The sequence below is a fragment of the bacterium genome, from assembly GCA_035454885.1.
Lineage (GTDB): Bacteria > UBA10199 > UBA10199 > JACPAL01.
This window is the reverse complement of record DATIGE010000040.1, coordinates 13207-30495: the sequence shown is the minus strand read 5'-3', so window position 1 is coordinate 30495 and position 17289 is coordinate 13207. Positions and strand designations below refer to the sequence as shown.

General features: G+C 62.3%; 19 protein-coding genes and 1 tRNA gene. 11 read left to right on the top strand and 9 right to left on the bottom strand.

The genetic code is table 11. The features are described from left to right. The first annotated feature begins 9 nt into the window (after nt 1–9). From dnaJ to VLJ37_07295, 3 genes are read left to right on the top strand one after another with little or no spacing between them, the layout of a single operon-like run. Nucleotides 10–1122 (top strand): molecular chaperone DnaJ, encoded by a 1113-nt coding sequence (gene dnaJ / locus VLJ37_07305; protein HSA59476.1) that lies wholly within the window; start codon nt 10–12, stop codon nt 1120–1122. A gap of 1 nt (nt 1123) precedes the next feature. After that, nucleotides 1124–2008, top strand: coding sequence for a lysophospholipase (locus VLJ37_07300; protein HSA59475.1), 885 nt, complete (start codon nt 1124–1126; stop codon nt 2006–2008). Then, entirely contained in the window at nt 1987–2547 is a 561-nt protein-coding gene (locus tag VLJ37_07295; GenBank protein ID HSA59474.1) for a hypothetical protein, read from the top strand. The genes VLJ37_07300 and VLJ37_07295 overlap by 22 nt, the downstream gene beginning before the upstream one ends. Before the next feature lie 4 nt (nt 2548–2551). Here VLJ37_07295 and VLJ37_07290 read toward each other — a convergent pair whose 3' ends face one another. Both VLJ37_07290 and nadB read right to left on the bottom strand, forming a co-directional pair. Further along, entirely contained in the window at nt 2552–3820 is a 1269-nt protein-coding gene (locus tag VLJ37_07290) for an FtsX-like permease family protein (GenBank protein ID HSA59473.1), read from the bottom strand. A gap of 147 nt (nt 3821–3967) precedes the next feature. Then, nucleotides 3968–5542, bottom strand: coding sequence for an L-aspartate oxidase (nadB, locus tag VLJ37_07285; GenBank protein ID HSA59472.1), 1575 nt, complete (start codon nt 5540–5542; stop codon nt 3968–3970). A 71-nt stretch (nt 5543–5613) separates the two neighbouring features. On the opposite strand from nadB, the gene pgsA reads away from it, so the two are divergent. The 5 genes from pgsA to VLJ37_07260 all read left to right on the top strand — a co-directional run bounded on the left by pgsA (nt 5614) and on the right by VLJ37_07260 (nt 8483). Further along, nucleotides 5614–6267, top strand: a complete 654-nt coding sequence (gene pgsA, locus VLJ37_07280) for a CDP-diacylglycerol--glycerol-3-phosphate 3-phosphatidyltransferase (protein HSA59471.1) — start codon at nt 5614–5616, stop codon at nt 6265–6267. A 41-nt stretch (nt 6268–6308) separates the two neighbouring features. Beyond that, nucleotides 6309–6512, top strand: coding sequence for a dodecin family protein (locus VLJ37_07275; GenBank protein ID HSA59470.1), 204 nt, complete (start codon nt 6309–6311; stop codon nt 6510–6512). A gap of 24 nt (nt 6513–6536) precedes the next feature. Continuing rightward, nucleotides 6537–6965, top strand: coding sequence for a Tudor-knot domain-containing protein (locus VLJ37_07270; GenBank protein ID HSA59469.1), 429 nt, complete (start codon nt 6537–6539; stop codon nt 6963–6965). A gap of 241 nt (nt 6966–7206) precedes the next feature. After that, complete coding sequence (locus tag VLJ37_07265; GenBank protein HSA59468.1) at nt 7207–7857, top strand: hypothetical protein; 651 nt, start codon at nt 7207–7209, stop codon at nt 7855–7857. Between the two features lie 266 nt (nt 7858–8123). Then, nucleotides 8124–8483 (top strand): hypothetical protein, encoded by a 360-nt coding sequence (locus VLJ37_07260; GenBank protein ID HSA59467.1) that lies wholly within the window; start codon nt 8124–8126, stop codon nt 8481–8483. On the opposite strand, the gene efp is transcribed toward VLJ37_07260, so the two are convergent. Next, entirely contained in the window at nt 8480–9037 is a 558-nt protein-coding gene (gene efp, locus VLJ37_07255) for an elongation factor P (protein ID HSA59466.1), read from the bottom strand. The genes VLJ37_07260 and efp overlap by 4 nt on opposite strands. 55 nt (nt 9038–9092) lie before the next feature. Between efp and mtgA the strand changes: the two genes are divergently transcribed. Further along, nucleotides 9093–9836, top strand: coding sequence for a monofunctional biosynthetic peptidoglycan transglycosylase (gene mtgA / locus VLJ37_07250; protein ID HSA59465.1), 744 nt, complete (start codon nt 9093–9095; stop codon nt 9834–9836). Here the strand turns inward: mtgA and VLJ37_07245 are convergent. From VLJ37_07245 to VLJ37_07225, 5 genes are all read right to left on the bottom strand, one after another. Further along, nucleotides 9824–10642, bottom strand: a complete 819-nt coding sequence (locus VLJ37_07245; GenBank protein HSA59464.1) for a DUF1189 domain-containing protein — start codon at nt 10640–10642, stop codon at nt 9824–9826. The two genes, mtgA and VLJ37_07245, sit on opposite strands and share 13 nt — an antisense overlap. A gap of 22 nt (nt 10643–10664) precedes the next feature. Then, nucleotides 10665–10736, bottom strand: a tRNA-Gly gene (locus tag VLJ37_07240). A gap of 103 nt (nt 10737–10839) precedes the next feature. Next, nucleotides 10840–11607 (bottom strand): GGDEF domain-containing protein, encoded by a 768-nt coding sequence (locus tag VLJ37_07235; protein HSA59463.1) that lies wholly within the window; start codon nt 11605–11607, stop codon nt 10840–10842. Between the two features lie 11 nt (nt 11608–11618). Continuing rightward, the gene (locus VLJ37_07230; protein HSA59462.1) at nt 11619–13430 is read right to left on the bottom strand and encodes an acyl-CoA dehydrogenase; all 1812 of its coding nucleotides are present in this window, start codon (nt 13428–13430) and stop codon (nt 11619–11621) included. 12 nt (nt 13431–13442) lie between these two features. Beyond that, a complete protein-coding gene (locus VLJ37_07225) occupies nt 13443–15077 on the bottom strand; it encodes an isovaleryl-CoA dehydrogenase (protein ID HSA59461.1) in 1635 nt (544 codons plus the stop codon). Nucleotides 15078–15191: 114 nt separating this feature from the next. Here VLJ37_07225 and VLJ37_07220 point away from each other — a divergent pair, with 114 nt between their 5' ends. Continuing rightward, entirely contained in the window at nt 15192–15776 is a 585-nt protein-coding gene (locus tag VLJ37_07220; protein ID HSA59460.1) for a TIGR00730 family Rossman fold protein, read from the top strand. 18 nt (nt 15777–15794) lie between these two features. Further along, nucleotides 15795–16355 carry an SEC-C metal-binding domain-containing protein gene (locus VLJ37_07215; protein ID HSA59459.1) on the top strand — a complete coding sequence of 187 codons (561 nt, stop codon included), beginning with the start codon at nt 15795–15797 and terminating at the stop codon, nt 16353–16355. Here the strand turns inward: VLJ37_07215 and VLJ37_07210 are convergent. Continuing rightward, on the bottom strand, nt 16352–17257 hold the full coding sequence (locus VLJ37_07210; protein ID HSA59458.1) for a hypothetical protein: 906 nt from the start codon (nt 17255–17257) through the stop codon (nt 16352–16354). The two genes, VLJ37_07215 and VLJ37_07210, sit on opposite strands and share 4 nt — an antisense overlap. Nucleotides 17258–17289: the final 32 nt, after the last annotated feature.

Below are 17289 nucleotides of genomic sequence, written 5' to 3'. Positions count from 1 at the left end.
AGCTGAAACGTGGCTTCCGCGCGACGGGACTATTACGAGATCCTCGGGGTGGCGAAGTCCGCCTCGCCCGAGGAGATCAAGAAGGCCTACCGCCAGCTCGCGCTGAAGTTCCACCCCGATCGCAACCCCGGCGACAAGCAGTCCGAGGAGCATTTCAAGGAGGCCGCCGAGGCCTATGAGATCCTGTCCGACACCGAGAAGCGGGCGCGCTACGACCGATTCGGCCACGCCGGGGTCGGGGCCGCAGGCAGCCGACCCTTTGAAGACGTCGACGACATCTTCGCCTCCTTCGGCGACATCTTTGAGGACTTTTTCGGCTTCAGCCCCGGTCGCCGCGGCCGGTCCCGCGCCCGCCGGGGGCGCGACCTCTCCTCCGAGATCGAGCTGTCGTTCGAAGAGGCCTGTTTCGGTGTCGAGCGGACGATCGAGGTCAAGCGCCGGGAGCGTTGCGAGGATTGCGGCGGTCAGGGCGCGGCCCCGGGTTCGGAGCGCAAGACCTGTCCGTCGTGCCGGGGGTCGGGCCAGGTCGGGCGAAGCCAGGGATTCTTCACGGTGACCACGACCTGCGGACAGTGCCAGGGCGAGGGGTCGATCGTGAGCGATCCGTGCCGGTCCTGCGGCGGGGCGGGGCGCGTCGCCCGCCACAAAAAGATCACCGTCAAGGTCCCGCCGGGCGTCGACGACGGCATCCGTCTCGTGCTCCAAAACGAAGGCGAGGCGGGGGAGTCCGGCGGAGGGAACGGCGACCTGTACGTGTTCCTCCATGTCGCGCGGCACGAGCGATTCGAACGGGACGGCAGGACGATTTTTTCCGAGGAAACGATTCCCATGACGACGGCCGCCCTGGGCGGCGAGATCGAGGTCGTCACGCTGGAGGGCAAGCGCGTGATCCGCGTGCCCAAGGGGACCGAGACGGGCGATACGGTCATCATCGAGGGACTCGGCGTGCCGGAACTCAAGGCGCAAAGCAAGTCGCGGCGCGGCGACCATGTGGTAAGGCTTCTCGTCAAGACGCCCAAGAATCTTTCGTCCAAGCAGGAGGATCTCCTCCGCGAGTTCGCGGCCCTCTCCGGGCACGCCGCGGAGGCGCCGAAGAAGAAAAAGAAGGGGTTCTTTTCCTGATATGACCCACGGAAATCCGGACATCCATCACGAGAAGGGCACGTTCAAGGGGGCGGGGGACTTGGACCTCTTCATCCAGTCCTGGACCCCCAAAAAGCCCCAAAAAACAGGCAAGGCCGTGGCGCCGCTCAAACCCGCCGTCATCGCCATCGTTCACGGCATGGCCGAGCATTCAGGGCGATACGGATTCCCCGTCCGGTATTTCACGCGGCGGGGCTATACCGTTTACGCGATGGACCTCCGGGGCCATGGCGAATCCGGGGGCAGGCGCGCCTACGCCGAATCCCTCGGTCATCTCATGGAGGACCTCCGGCGTTTTCTGGACCGCATCCGGAAGCACGAAAAGGGCAAGAAGGTCTTCCTGGTGGGCCACAGTTTCGGCGGCCAGCTCGCCTTGAACTACGGAGTGCGGCATCCCGAGGGGTTGGCGGGCATCATCGTTTCGTCGCCGAACGTGAGCCTCAAGGTCCGCATCCCCCTCCTCAAGCGCCTGGCGGCGCCGGTCCTCTCGCGGCTCGTCCCCAAGCTCGCGTTGGGCAACGAGTTGGATCCCAGCATGGTCTCGCGGGACCCCGAGGTCGTGGACGCCTACCGCCGTGACCCGAAGATCCAGAAGAAGATCACGACGCGGCTCGCCGACATCGTCCTGGAGAACCATCTCACCATCATAGCCCTGGCCAAGAAGCTCAAGGTGCCGAGCCTCCTGATGCACGCCGGCGCCGACCTCATCTGCTCGCCCGAGGGGACGCGCGCGTTCTTCGAGAACATTCCCATCCGGGACAAGAGGTTCAAGGTCTACGAGGGTTTCTATCACGAGCTTTTCAACGAAGTCGGCCGCAATCAGGTCTTCCGGGACATGGAGCTATGGATCTTAAAAAGGCTGTAATCACCGCGGTCATCCTACTCATCGCCGCCGCTCAGGCCGCGGCGAAGGAGTCCTATCCGTCCGCCCTCAAGGAGTGGACGCGGACCGGAAAGGTCTACGTCTGGGACAACATGGAGGCGCGACTGATCTGGAACGCGACCTACCTTTCCCCCGATTTTCGTGCGGCCCGGCGGGAGAAGCTCGATGCCCTCCTCGAATGGACCGACGCGGAGCTCATGACGCAGGTTCGCGAGGACGCGGAGGAATCGGCCGACTACGACGTCTTTTTCCTCTCGATCTACGCCGGGTCCGCGGCGGCGCCCGAGGTGGGCAAGGACGACGGCCTCTGGCGCGTCTTCTTGGATACGAAGGGCGCCACGATCGCCCCCGTTCAGATGGAGCGCCTGCCCGTCACGCAGGTGGAGAAGGTTCTTTATCCCCACCTCGACAAGTGGTCCCGGGCCTACTACGTGCGCTTCCCCAAGACCCTCCATCCAGGCGACGCCTTTACGCTCCGCATGGCCGGAGTCCCCGCCAAGTCCCAGCTGGTTTGGAAGTAAGGTGCTAGACGTAGCCCAACGACTCGACGATCCGCGTCCGGCAGATCCGGTAGGCCGGCGAGACCGCGGCGATCACGGCGGAAAGCATGGCGACGAGGAATGCCTGGAGGAGAAGCGGCGGGGTCACGGCCACCCGGGTGACGTAAACTTGAGCCGCCTGAGGAGGAGTCATCTCGATGCCGACGGCCGACAGGATGGCCGCCGCGCCGGTTCCCACGAGAAGTCCCAATCCCGCTCCCAGCAGGCCCAAGAAGAACCCTTCCATCAATATGAGCGCGAACACGGTCTCCCGCCCGCCTCCGATCGCCAGCATGGTTCCGAATTCGCGGGTGCGCTCCAGGATCGCCATATTGACGGTATTGCCGATGCTGATCACAAAGACGATCAGGAGGATCAACTGGATGGTCTCGTAGATCTTGTTCAGGAGGGACTTGCTCTGGCGGTAGTAGTCGGCCATTTCATACCAGGGGATGATCTCCAGGTCCTTCAGGTGTCCCCCCTCTATTCCGATCCGGGAGAGTAGGGCTGCCTTCACGTGATCCGTTTGAGCCGTCCTATCCAGAACGACCAAGAGGCTTTGCGCCTGATTGGGCGTTCCCAGGATGGCCTGGGCCTTTCCCAGGTTGAGCTTCATGGCCCGGTCGTCGAAGTCCTTGATGAAGGTCGTGAACGTTCCACGGACTCGAAATTGGGCGCCGTCCAGCGCCCCGCCGGGGCGGGTGGTCACGAAGCCGACGGAATCGCCGACTTTGAGACCCAACGACGCGAGGAGGCCCGTGCCGAGCACGACGCCGTCCGGTTCCGCGGGGTCGAGATCCGCGCCTTCCACGATCCGTATCGAGGGCATGTTCTGTCCGTTGGTCCGGAATCCCCCCATCCATTGTTCCCTTTGGGCGTCCACGCCCAGGGCCATGCATCCGACGGTGACCGAGCTCGAGCTCGCCATGCCGGAAAACGACAGGCGGGGCGCCGTGAAGAGAACGTGGGGTGTTTTTTCCACCTCACCCTGAACGCGCGGGAGATCCGGGATCAGGAACTGAAACGGATCGGTCGCCCCGAGCCGGTCATAGCCGCGGGCGTTCACCTGCAGGTGTCCCGTTTGGCTGTGGATGAAGACTTCACGGAACCCGTCCATCAGGTCGGTGAAAAATCCGCCGATGACGATGAGACCGCTGCTGCCCAGCGCGAGGATGGACATCGTGAGCAGGGTGCGCCGTTTGTTCCGTAACGTGTTTCTTGCGGCGATCCGCGTCAACAGCAGGATGATTTTCATAAGTTGCTGAAGCTGGAGCCTGAAAATATAGTCTAAAAAGAGATGGGACTCAAAAAAATTATCATATTGAAATGAATATTATTGTCGCAATAACAAGACGTCATTTATCAAGTGGATAGATGCGTATGGATCGATGCCTGCGAGGCGTCATAGAAGGGTGTCGGTTTGGAATTCGGCCCGGGGATCCGGATAGTCGATGTTGTAATGCAATCCCCGGCTTTCCTTCCGCCACAGGGCGCATCGGATGATCAGGTCGGCGACCGTCGCGATGTTTCGGAGCTCCAAGAGGTCGGACGTCACCCGGAAGTTCCAATAATACTGGTTGATCTCTTCCATGAGCAGATCGACGCGACTCCGCGCCCGGATCAGGCGCTTGTCGGAGCGGACGATCCCCACGTAATTCCACAGGGTGCGCCGGATCTCGTCCCAGTTCTGAGCGATGACGACATTCTCGTCGCTGTCGGTAGCGGTGCCGGGGTTCCACGCGGGGAGGGACCTCGCTTCGCTGGTCCCTGCGCGCGCCTTCACCTCGTCCATCGCGGTTTTTGCCGCCCGGTCCGAAAACACCACCGCCTCCAATAGAGAATTTGAGGCCAGCCGGTTGGCCCCATGCAGCCCCGTACAGGCGACTTCGCCAGCCGCGAGCAGCCCTTGAATGTTCGTGCGGGCGTCCAGGTCCGTCACGACGCCGCCGCAGAAGTAGTGCGCGGCGGGGACTACCGGGATAGGGCGGACGGTGATGTCGATGCCGTAGCTCAAGCATTTTTCGTAGATGGCCGGAAAGCGCTCCCGGATGAACGAGGCCGGCTTGTGCGTCAGGTCCAGCCACGCGTATTCGTAGCCGGTCCGCTTGAGCTCCGCGTCGATGGCGCGCGCGACCACGTCCCGCGGGGCCAGGTCCTTCATCGGATGGTATTTTTCCATGAAGGCACGGCCGTCCGGCAGACGGAGGACGCCGCCCTCGCCGCGGACGGCCTCGGTGATGAGGAAGGACTTCGCCTCCGGATGGAAGAGACAGGTTGGGTGGAACTGGACGAATTCGAGGTTCGCCATGCGCGCGCCGGCTCGGTAGGCCATCGCCATGCCGTCTCCGGTCGCGATGTCCGGGTTGGACGTATACAGGTAGACCTTGCCCGCCCCCCCCGTGGCCAAGAGGGTGATGCCGGCCGCAATGCTTTCGATGTTTCCGGACTTCTGATCGAGGACGTAGGCCCCCAGGCAGCGGAGCGGCTCTTTCCGATTGGTGATCAGGTCCACCGCGAAGTGGTGCTCCAAGACGCGGATGTCCGGGTGCGATTTGATCGCCTCCAGGAGGGCGCGCTCGATCTCGGCGCCCGTCGTGTCCTTGAAATGCAGGACGCGCCGTTCGCTGTGGCCGCCCTCGCGCGTGAGATCGAATCCGCCGCCGGCGGATTGTTTGGAAAACTGGACGCCCCAGTCGACCAGCCTCCGGATGGCGGACGGGCCCTGGGTCGCGACCAATCGCACGGCGTCCTCGTGGCAAAGGCCGTAGCCGCACTCGAGGGTGTCCCGGATGTGCTTGTCGACGGAATCAATGGCGGACATGACCGCCGCGATCCCGCCCTGCGCATAGTTGGTGTTGGACTCGGCCCGGGTCTTTTTCGTGATGACGGTGACCGTCCCATGCTTGGCCACCTCGAGCGCGAAACTCAGACCGGCGATTCCGGAGCCGATGACCAGGAAATCCGTCTGCATCATGATCACTATCCCGCACAAAGCGGCGGCAAAAAAGGCCTATTTTTTGACGGGGGACGGTGCTAACTTCCTGCCCCATGTCGGAGCCGAGCTTCCTCGAACGAAGATGGCGCCCGCGCAAACCCCTGACGACCGATCAGTTGCTGGGGATTGCGAATTATCTGACCTACGCCCGCATCGCGATCGTCCCCGTCGTCGTTCTTCTCCTCATGGGCGTCCAGCCCTACCGGTTGGACCGCCAGTCGCTGAATGTTTTTCTGAGTTGGACCGCGATGACCTTCTTCGTCGTCGCCCAGATTTCCGACGTGATCGACGGTATCTACGCCCGCAAGTACGGCGTCTCGAGCTCGTTCGGGAAATTCATCGATCCCCTCGCCGACAAGCTCCTTTCGACCGCCGGGCTCATCATGCTCGTCTCCCTGGACCGCGTCGCCGCCTGGGTCGCGATCCTTCTCGTCGCCCGGGAGATCACCATCACGGGGCTGCGGGGCGTGGCCGCCTCCGAAGGGTTGGAGATGGCCGCCTCGGACTGGGGCAAGAAGAAGACGATCATCCTGTCCGTCGCCCTGGGATGCCTCATGGTCCACTACCCGTTCTGGGGGATCGACCCGCAGCGTCTCGGGACGGTGATCCTGTGGGTCACGCTGGCCGTCTCGATGGGATCGGGGGCGCATTACGTTTGGACGTTTTTCAAGGCCGTCATCGTCAGTCCTAAGAAAACTCAAACCTAGGGGGCGAACACCACGTTCGCCCCTACACCATGGAGGTGTTTATGGCCGTCGCAAGAGTCACCGACATCATCGCATCATCGAAGGAAGGCTGGGAGGACGCCGCCCGCCAGGCGCTGACCCGCGCCGCGAAGACGCTCAGGGGCATCACCGGCATGGAAGTCATCAGCCAAAAGGCGAAGGTCGAGAACGGGCGCATCACGGAGTACCGGGTCGAGTGCCGGATCACGTTCATTCTGGAAAAATGATCCGTCCGTCATAAGGAGAGAGACATGAAGAAAACTTCCCTCGCGGCCGTCATCGCCTTATTCGCGGTCTTCGTCGCCTCGTCCGCGTCCGCCGCCCTTTGCGGCGCCGGTGACAGGGCGCAAGTGCTCTGGAAGGGCACCTGGTACCCGGCCTCCGTCCAACGCGTCAGCGACGACGGGCAGAAATGCTTCATCCACTACGACGGCTACGGCAGCAATTGGGACGAATGGGTCGGCTCGGACCGGATCAAGGTCGCCGGGGCCTCGGCGCCGGCCGCCGCTCCGGCTGCGGCCTTCAAGGCTGGGGACTCCGTCCAGGTCAATTGGAAGGGCTCGTGGTGGAACGCGAGCGTCCTCCAAGTCCTCGGAGGAGGCCGCTACCGCATCCATTACGACGGCTATGACAGCTCGTGGGACGAGAACGTCGGTCCCTCGCGGATCCGTCCGAGATAATAACCGCCCGTTTTCGTTGGTTATTGTGAAAGGCCGCATTCACTTGAATGCGGCCTTTTTTTGTCCTTGGAAACCGCAGATCATCCCACGGTCGATACATAAAAGGCAGCGATAAACGACAGTCCGAATTAGGACTCTCATTGGCTGCCTTTTAGTACCATAAGCCCCCATCTGCATAAGGCGTGTGGGGCTTAAGGTAACCTGAAAGCTAACGCAAACAACAATCAGGGGAGGAAGATCCATGAGTCATCGCTTTTGGGGCCTTATGGCCTGTGTGTTCGTGCTCGGTTTGGGAAGTATCGGAGCCGCGGGTTGCGGCTCGGACGGGACATCGGAAGTGACCCTGGACGATTCCGATGTCGTAACGCCCGGAGAGGGGACGGTTTCGGAGGGAGAGGGAGGCGACGAGGTCGTTCCACCCGCCGCGGCGCTGGAGGATTGCGCCGTTGCCGGCGACGAGGACGGCGATGGTGTCGCGGATTGTTTGGACGCCGACTGCGCCGCCGACCCGGCATGCGCATTGCCGCCTCCGGCGGTCGCCGAAGGCGATTGCCTGGACGGCATCGACGGCGATTCCGACGGGGCCCTCGATTGCGCCGACACCGACTGCGCAGCCGATCCGGCCTGCGCGCTTCCCCCCGCCGTCGCGGTTGAGGATTGCGCGACGGTGGCCGATGAGGATGGCGACGGTCAGGGCCAATGCTCCGATACCGACTGCGCGGGCGACCCGGCCTGCTCCGGAGGCGGGGGCGGCCCGTGGGAGATCGATCCGAGCCTCTTGGAGAAATTCAAGGCGGTCGACCAGAAACCGTTTCCCGGCCCGGGGCCGGTTTGTCTGAGCTGCCCCGATCCCTTCGAAAAGCCCGTGATCGAGCAAGGATTCGGCTTCTAGGATGGAGGGGCGACACCTAACCACGGTGCCGCTGCGCTGACCACGTGTTCGCCCGACTGTGGGGGGGCGAAAACGGCCCCGGTGGGGCAACCTGCCGGGGCCGTTTTGCATTGTCTTCTATGCAAGAATGCAGGCCTTGCAGCCATTCTTGCAAAATCGACCGAACCATAAGTATGTAAGTCTTTGATCTGACGGATCTTTCTATGTCGGCCCCGCAGGCATGGGACTTGCTAATAGTCTCATCAGAGGGGTCTATGTCTAACATCATGGATATCATCAATCAGGCCCTGCAGGCGGCCCAATCCGCCAGTCAGAACGAAGCGCTGATGTACGCGTCGGACAACAACAAGACCGTCGCTCTGGGCCAGATTCTAGGCATGCAGGCCTCCTTGCAGCAGGCCAGCCTCGACCGCGAATTGCAGCTCGCCGCCAATCTCGAGCTCTCGATCGAGAAACTGGACACCCATCTGCAGACCTCCGTCCTCGAGTATCGCCAGCAGATGACCGCCGAGGAGAACCGCCATGTCGAGAAAATAGCCGAGGCGGGCCAAAAGCTCCAAGACATGCAAATGACGTCCAGCCTGGGCCCCGACCTTCCTCCGCCCGTGCCAGAAGAAGATTCTTAAGCCCGATCCACGTACTCGTTGGTCTCGGTGTTGACCCGGACCAATTCGCCCTCTTCGATGAATTGGGGGATCTTGATGGTGAGACCGTTGTCGAGGGTGGCCGGTTTGGCGCCCCCGGCAGCGGTGGCGCCTTTCATGGGGGGCTGGGTCTCGACGATCTTGAGCGTCATGGTGGTGGGGAGCTGGACGCCGATCGGCCTTTCGTCGTGCATCAGGACCATGACCTTGGTGTTGGGCTGGAGATAATTGACGGCGTTGCCCAGTTCGTCCTTGTTGATGGTGATCTGCTCGTAGTTCGCCGAATCCATGAAGTGGTAGGTGTCGCCGTCGTTGTAGAGATACTCCATCTCTTTCTCGTTCAGGACCGCCTTTTCGACGGTGTCTTCGGACCGGAACCGGTACTGCAGCTTGTTACCGGTGCGCAGGTTCCGCATCTCCACCTGCACCTTGCCCCGCTTGTTGCCCTGCGTGATGTGGTCGATCCCCATCACCTTGCAGAGTTCTCCGTCATAGAGGATGACCATTCCGACGCGGATTTGAGTGGCTGCGATCATGGGGTTCTCCTTCGAGACATTGATTCGGGCGCCTTTATGGTTAAGATAGCACCGCGTGTCAACCCTGGGAAAGACCCTCCGTTTCGTCCTCTGGTCGCCTTTCATCGCGTTGGGGGGATTTTTCGTTTTCTCGTTGCCTCCCGTGGCGTCGCTCCGCTGGGCCCATCCCATCCGCACGGCCTTCATGTGGCAGAGGCCGGGCGCCGTCGGACAGACCTGGGTGCCGCTCCCCCAAATCTCGGCCGCCCTGCAATCCTCGGTCGTTTCCGCCGAGGATGCGACCTTCTACGAACACAGGGGCGTGGACTTTCGGGAAATGCGGGAATCCCTGAAAAAAAATCGCGGGAAAAGGAAATACGCGCGCGGATTTTCGACGATCACCATGCAGCTGGCGAAGAACCTCTACTTGACGCCCGAAAAGGTCATCGTCCGGAAGATTTTGGAGATCGCGCTGGCCTTCGAGATGGAAGCCCTCCTGCCCAAAGAGAGGATCTTGGAGTTGTACTTGAATCTCGTCGAATGGGGGCCGGGCGTCTATGGGGCGGAGGCGGCGTCCCGCCATTACTTCAAGAAGACGGCGGACTCGCTCTCCTCCGGCGAGGCGGCGTTTCTCGCCGCGATCCTGCCGAATCCGCGGAAATGGGGCCAATGGCCGCCGGGCCCGTACGTCCGGAAGCGGATGGACGTCCTTCAGGCCAAAAAGAAACCCCTCGAGCCGTTGCCGGAACTGCCCGAAGACGAGGAGATCCCTGAAAACCCGCGGCCCGAGAGGGGAGAGCCGATCCCTCAGGATCTTTGAGGAAGCGGCGGGAACGAAGGCGGAGGCGGCGGGGGTGCGGATGCCTCGCCCGTTGACGGGGGCCGGGTTCCGCGCGTCACGGCGACCCCCAAGACGGACCATCCGAGATAGACGAGCCAGAAGATCCCGCTCTTGGCCAGCCCCTGGGTCACGAGAACGGTCTGAAGGAGCGTCGGCAGTGTGATGGCGTAAAAGGCGATCGAGGCGGTCTGGCCGTACTGGAGCCCCGTTCCAAACAGCCTCGCCGGAATCAACAGTAGCAGGGCCAGGAAGCAGATCACCGGGATCAGGAAGAGCCACAACAGGGGCAGGACGCCCAGCGCCACGGCCGCGAACAAGATCCAAAGAATGCGGTCCTTGTAGGCGATCAGCCAGTCGATCACGTCGGTCGAGGTAAGTTGGAAGTCGGGCGCCGCCGACCAGAGGTATTCACGGCTCTCGAACCGGCTCTTTTTGATAATGGCCTTGGTCTTGGTGATGACGAGGGCTTGCTCGTAGTTCTCCAAGTCCTCCGCGCTGAGGACCTTGCCGCTGGTATCGACGATCAAGGTGAATTCCGCATCGGAAAAGACGAAGGGTTCGGGAAGCGTCGTCGAGAGATGACCCTGATCGATCTTGATCTCGAAAGGCGGAAGGGAGTTCTTCGCGACCTGAAGCGCCGGCGTCCAGTTCCGCGAAAGCCACCAGACGCCCACGCCGCAGACGGCCAGGGTGTAGAGGGTGGTGAAGACCATGTAGTAGACAAAGGCCCGGACGGCGGACTTGCGCACGACGGTCCGGAAGAAAAAGGGATTAACGGCGCTGATGACTATTTCGAGGAGAAGAATGAGCGGGAGACGGGATTTGAACCCGCGACATCCACCTTGGCAAGGTGGCGCTCTACCACTGAGCTACTCCCGCAACTTCAAAATCCAAGAGCGGGTCGTCCTGATCAAAGATCAGGGCTCCCGCAAAAAACAGGCCGAGCTATTAACACATGGGGCCCGTTTGTCAAATTTGATGCCTATCCCGAAACAATCCGGTTCTTGCCCGCCTTTTTGGCCTTCAGGAGCGCCGTGTCCACCGTCTCGAGGAAGACCTTCTTGTTCAGAAAACTGCAGTCGGGGAAGGCGAAGAGGCCGATGGATGCGGTGAGCGTGAGCACCGGACGGGGGACCTCGATCCGGATCGCGCGGATGTGCTCCTGGATGCGGACGGCGACCGTCCGCGCCCCGTCCATGATCGCCTCCGGCAAAAGCACCAAAAACTCGTCGCCGCCGTAGCGGCCGGCGATGTCCACCTTGCGGATGCAGTCCCGGACGGCCGTCGCCGCTTTTTTGAGGGCCACGTCGCCCATCAGGTGTCCGCGCGTGTCGTTGATCTGCTTGAAGTCGTCGATGTCGATCATGATTCCGGCGATGGAATGTTTGTAGCGTTTCGCGCGCTCGATCTCGCGTTCGATCTCAAGATCGAGCTGGCGGCGGTTCAGGAGGCCCGTCATTTCGTCGGTCATCGACTGGCGCTCCAGGATGCCGTTCAAGTGCCTGAGCGCCGCCTTTTGGACGGCGAGCCTGTCGAGGAGAAATCCGAAATAAGACCCGAAGACCGCGAAGACGAAGGGGGTCGAGATCGTCATGTAGAGGTAGATGTAACGATGTTCCTCCGCGTCGGCGTTCAGGGCGGCGAGGTTCCAACCGTTCCGAACAAGGGCGCTGACCAAGAAGCCCCCGAGAGGGGCCCCGAGGCCGAGGACCAGTCCGACAAGAAGGCCGAGATACTTGTAAAATCTCATGCGTCCAGACTCTAAAAGACGATTTCCAGGGCGCTCCGGTCGCCGGATTGGATGGCCTTGAAGGACGCCCGGACCTGCGGGAGAATGCGGTGGACGAAGAAACGCGCCGTCTTGATCTTGCCGTCCAGAAAGGCCGCTTCCTCGTTTTGCCTGATGAAGCTCTTGTGTTGCGAGGGATCGTCGACCTTCTCATCGAGGAGCTTAGCGAGTTTGGCGTGCGCTCGCACCGACTGGTCCAGCAAGTAGTAGGCGACGACGACCGTCGCGAACATGTTGAGGAAGTCGGAGGCCGAGAGCATCGGGTAATTGAAGTCGCCCTTGCCCGTCATCTCCATGAAACTCATCGCCGTCTGGGCGATCAGATCGAGCGCCTTTTTGAACTCCGCCATCTCGGCCTTGAGCGCCGGTTCGTTCTGATTCGCCGTCACGAAAGAGTCCACCATGGCGTAAAATTGCTGGACGGTCTGCCCGCCGTTCAGGGGCAGCTTCCGTCCCAGGAGGTCCAGGGCCTGGATGCCGTTCGTCCCTTCGTAGATGGAGGAGATCTTCACGTCGCGCATGTACTGCTCAACCGGATACTCCGCGATGTAGCCGTAACCGCCGTAGGTCTGCATGGCGAGCTCGGTCACCTTGAATCCCATGTCCGACCCGTAGGCCTTGCACATGGGGGTCAGGAGGTCGGCAAAACCCTGATACTTGGCGCGTTCCTCCAGATCCGGGTGGCACTTCGCCAGGTCGATGTAGAGGGCCGCGTGAAAGAGCATCGAGCGGAGGCCCTCCACGAGTGCCTTCTGGGTCATGAGCATGCGGCGGACGTCCGGGTAGGTGACGATCGCCTTGCCCTGTCCCTGGATGCGCTCCTTCGCGTATTTGACGGCGTGCTCGTAGGCCGCGGCCGCGATGGCCTGGCCCTGCATGCCGCAGAGCAGCCGCGCCTCGTTCATCATTTGAAACATCTGCTTCATGCCCGAGCGCGGTTCGCCCACGAGGTGGCCGAAGCATCCGTCGTTGTCGCCGAAGGCCAGCGTGCAGGTGGCCTGGGCGCGGATACCCATCTTGTGCTCGATGTTCACCGTCTTGACGTCGTTGGGGTCCCCGAGCGACCCGTCCTTGTTCACCCGGATCTTGGGCACCGCGAACAGCGTGATGGTCTTCGTGGAGCCTTCCTTGTCGCCCTCGATCCGGGCCAGGACGAGGTGGATGATGTTCTCCGTCAGGTCGTGGTCGCCCGAGGAGATGAAGATCTTCCCGCCCTTGATCTTGTAGGTTCCGTCGGGCTGGGGAACGGCCACGGTCTTCAGGTCGCCGACGGCGCTGCCGGCCTGGGGCTCGGTCAGGCACATCGTGCCGGCCCATGCGCCCGCGTACATCTTGGCGACATAGAGGTTCTTGAGATCCTCGGACCCGAAGACCTCGATCAAATGCGCCGCGCCGCGCGTGAGACCCGGATACATCGAGAAGGACACCGAGGCGCCCGTGATGAATTCCGCAACGGGCATCATGACGGTCACCGGCAGGCCCTGCCCCCCGTAGGTCGTCGGGACGTCCAGGCTGATGAAGCCGTTCTCGGCGTATTTCCGATAGGCCTCCTTGAAGCCCTTGGGCGTCGTGACGGACTTGCCGTCGAAGCGCACGCCCTCGCGGTCGCCGGAGGCGTTCAGAGGCGCCACCTCCTGCTGGGCGAACTTGAGGGCCTGTTCGATGATCATGTCGAACATATCTCCCGTGAAGTCCTTGAACGGCGGGAGCGCGAGGACCTTGTCGTAGCCGATCTGCTCCTTGAGGATGAAATCAATGTCGCGTCGATTGACGATGTAGTCCATTGCGTTACCCCCTCATCCCACCTTCGGCCGAGCCCGTTCGATGATCGCCGCAAGATCCGCCGTCGCCGGCAGGGTCCCGAAGGCATGGCCCCAGTCGCCGCCCAGGCGCGAGGCGAGGAAGGCTTCCGCGACGGCCGGGTGTCCGCGGCGAAGGAGGAGCGAGGCCTGAAGGGCCAGGGCCAAACCTTCGACCAGTCTCCGGGCCAGGGATTCGTCGGCCGGAATCTTCTTTGCGGCATTCAAGATGCGGTCCAAATGATGGTCGAGGCGGATGTCCGAAGCCTTCTTGATCTCGGCGATCAAGGCTTCCAGGGTTTTAGGCTCCTTCTGCGCCGCCCTCAGGACGTCGAGGGCGATGACGTTTCCGGACCCTTCCCAGACGGCATTGACCGGGGCCTCGCGGTAAAGCCTGGGCAGGATGGATTCCTCCACGAACCCGCCGCCGCCGAGGCATTCCAGGGCTTCGTAGACGTGTGAGGGCGCGCGCTTGCAGATCCAATACTTCGAGACGGCGGTGGCGATCCGGCGGAAGGCGTCCTCGAAGCCGTCGTTTTCGTGGTCGTAGGCGTGGGCCAGCCGCATGGCGAGGAGGGTCGCCGCCTCGGACTCGACGGCCAGGTCGGCCAGGACGTTTCGCATGAGGGGTTGGTCGATCAACGTCTTGCCGAAGGCGTTCCGGTGGCCGGTGTGGTGCAAGGCCTGGACCAACGCCTGCCGCATGAGGGACGACGAGCCGATCGTGCAATCCAGCCGCGTGTGGTTGACCATCTCGATGATGGTCGGGACGCCGCGGCCTTCCTCTCCGACCATCCGCGCCCAGGCGCCGTCGATTTCCACCTCGCCGGAGGCGTTCGAGCGGTTGCCGAGCTTGTTCTTGAGCCGCTGGATGAAAAAGGGGTTCTTCGTTCCGTCCGGTTTCCAGCGGGGGAGGAGAAAGCAGGAGAGACCCTTGGGGGCCTGGGCAAGGATGAGAAAGGCGTCGCTCATCGGGGCGGAGACGAACCACTTGTGGCCCGTGACGACGTACTCGCCGCCCGGCCCGCCCTTTCCCTGAGGAACGGCCCTGGTCGTGTTCGCGCGCACGTCGGAACCGCCCTGCTTCTCCGTCATCCCCATGCCGAGGATCACGCCCTTCTTGCGTGAGGCGGGGACGAAGCGCCGGTCATAGACGGAGGAGGTGATCAGAGTTTCCCATTCGGCCGCGACGTCGGGTTGTTTCCGGAGCGCGGGAACGACCGAATAGGTCATCGAGATCGGGCAGAGGTGTCCGAATTCCGCCTGGCTCATGAGGAACATCTTGGCCGCGCGGGCGACGTGGCTCCCGGGTTTGTCCGTCTTCCACGGCCCGCTGTGCAGCCCGTTCTCGACCGAGAGGCGCATGAGCTCGTGCCAGGAAGGATGATAATCCACTTCGTCGAGGCGGTTCCCGAAGCGGTCATGCGTCTTGAGGACGGGGGTATTTTCGTTCGCCTCGAAGCCCAGGCGGATCGATTCGGGTCTCCCCAGGAGTTCGCCGAAACGGGCCAGATCGTCGATGAAGGCCCCAGCGCCCTCGCGCGAGACCGCGTCGACCAGGGCGGCGTCGGAGGTGAATAGGTTCAGGTTCTCGAGGGGAGGGGGCTGGTTGAAGACCTCATGCGTGGACATATGGAACCTCCCTAGGTAAGGAACCCCTAGAATGAAACCGATTCGGAGTCTACCAATGAGTCATTTTCTGATCCATTTCTCATTGGTACTGCGCCGATTGAAAGGAGTTTTTCAATGATCGGCGCTGTATGCGTCTTTTGCGGTTCGAGCCCCGGTGACCGCCCGGTCTTTGCGGACGCGGCGCGGGCCTTGGGGACGACGCTTGCGCACCGCGGGATCCGGCTGGTCTACGGAGGGGGGAACGTGGGTCTCATGGGCGTCGTCGCCGACGCCGCCCTGGCCGCCGGCGGAGAGGTGGTCGGCGTCATCCCGGAGGCCCTCTTTGCCAAGGAGGTCGCGCACGGGGGCCTGACCAAGCTCCATCGGGTCCAGTCCATGCACGAACGGAAAACGCTCATGTACGACCTCTCCGATGGATTCATCGCCTTGCCCGGCGGGATCGGAACCCTTGAAGAAATTTTCGAGATCCTCACCTGGGGGCAGTTGGGTCTCCATCAAAAGCCTTGCGGTTTCTTGAATGTTGAGGGTTATTTCGACCCGCTTCTGGCGTTCATGGACGAAATGGTGAGCAGGCGGTTCGTGAAGGAGAAACACCGGGCGCTCGTGATGACCTCGCCGGACGTGGACGGGCTCCTCGAGCGATTCGAGCGGTTCCATCCCCCCCGCCTGGACAAGTGGATCGAACCCGGCGAGACTTAGACAAACAAGGAGAGTGCCGTGCAGCAACGATTCATCGAAAAACGGATTCAGACCAAGGTCGAGGGCGAGGTCCTCAAGTGGGGCCGGTGCCTCTGCGGCCTCTGCCACAAGAAGGGCAAGATGGGCACGACGACCAAGCCCACGGTTCAGAAGCCGGTCGTGGTCATCCTCTGCGCCGATTGCGCCGTGAAGGACCTCGAACAGCGCCACAACATCCCCCACAAGGAGGCCAAGGACCGCCACGAAAAGACCCAGAAGGCCCAGGAGCGTCTCCTGAAGGTCATCTTGGAGCGGTATCAGGAGACGACGGGCAAAAAGGTGCCCAAGAACATGCAGGCGATCTCGGAGGTCGTCCAGCCGGGCGTGGAGTGGTGGCAGAACGGGCTCTCGGAGAACGAGCGCTGGGAGATTGCCCAGCTCTCCAAGGACGATCAAAAAAAGCGCTTCCGCGAATCGCCGATCCTGCCCCCCACCAAGACGCCCATCGTCAACACCGGCCCCGAGACCGGCCGCAACGACCCGTGCCCGTGCGGGAGCGGGAAGAAGTATAAGAAATGCTGTCTGGAAAAGGCGGCCTAACGACCCGAAGTTTTGATCAGGGTCAGCGTGTAGGGGACATTTTCCGCCAAGGCCTTGGCGAGGCTCACCTCGAGAACATAGTCGCCGTCCTGGGGCATTCGCACGGATTCCAGGGCGACGCGTCCGCCCGAACCGCTCGCCTCGGCGACGGTTTTTGTCTTCTTCAGCCGGTTCCGATACGTCAGCTTCGCCCTCAAGTCGGCGACGGTCCCCTCGGGCATGGCGGCGTCGATCCGGTAGATCTCCCTTTTGCGCGCCCTGAAACGGAAGGTATCCTGCTCATCGCCGCCACCGAGGCAGTTCCTTTGAGGCTCCGCCGCGTCCACGTCGATTTCTCCAGTCGCGCCCTCCGGGCAGTCGAGGTCCATGGGAACGAGGCTCACCTTGAAAACCGTCTGGTCCTTGTGCATGTCCCCCGTGTCGCTTCCGACGGCCAGGACATAGCGGCCGGGCCGGACGACTTGATAGGCGGACCGCCTGAGCCGGCGGGGTTCGCCGTCAATGGAAAGGGCGGCCAGCCTTTCGCCCTCGGGGTCTTGAAGCTCCACACCGGCGTAGGGTTTTGAGGTTTCCCTGGGCCGCCCGGAGGAGAGATCGATCCCCTTGTCCAAGGCCTTGAGCCCCAGCGTGATTTCCGCGCCGGGCTTGAGCTTGAGGTAGAAATAATCCTTCGCCCCCTTTTTTTGATGGTGATTGAGCCTGTAGTCGCGGTTGAGCTCGATGGGCTCGGCCTTGTCGGCATTGGGTCCGCCGGCGACCGGGAGGCCGAAGTTCAAGTCCTTTTTCTTGGCGGGGGCGGGCTCCGCTTCCCTGTGAGGGCAGGGGCAGCAGTGCTCTTCAGCCTGGACCGCCGAAGAGGCGACCGTCAAGGCGAGCGCGACGACCCATGCCGCCTTTCTCATCCCCTACTCATCGCACATTTTCGCCGTTTCGC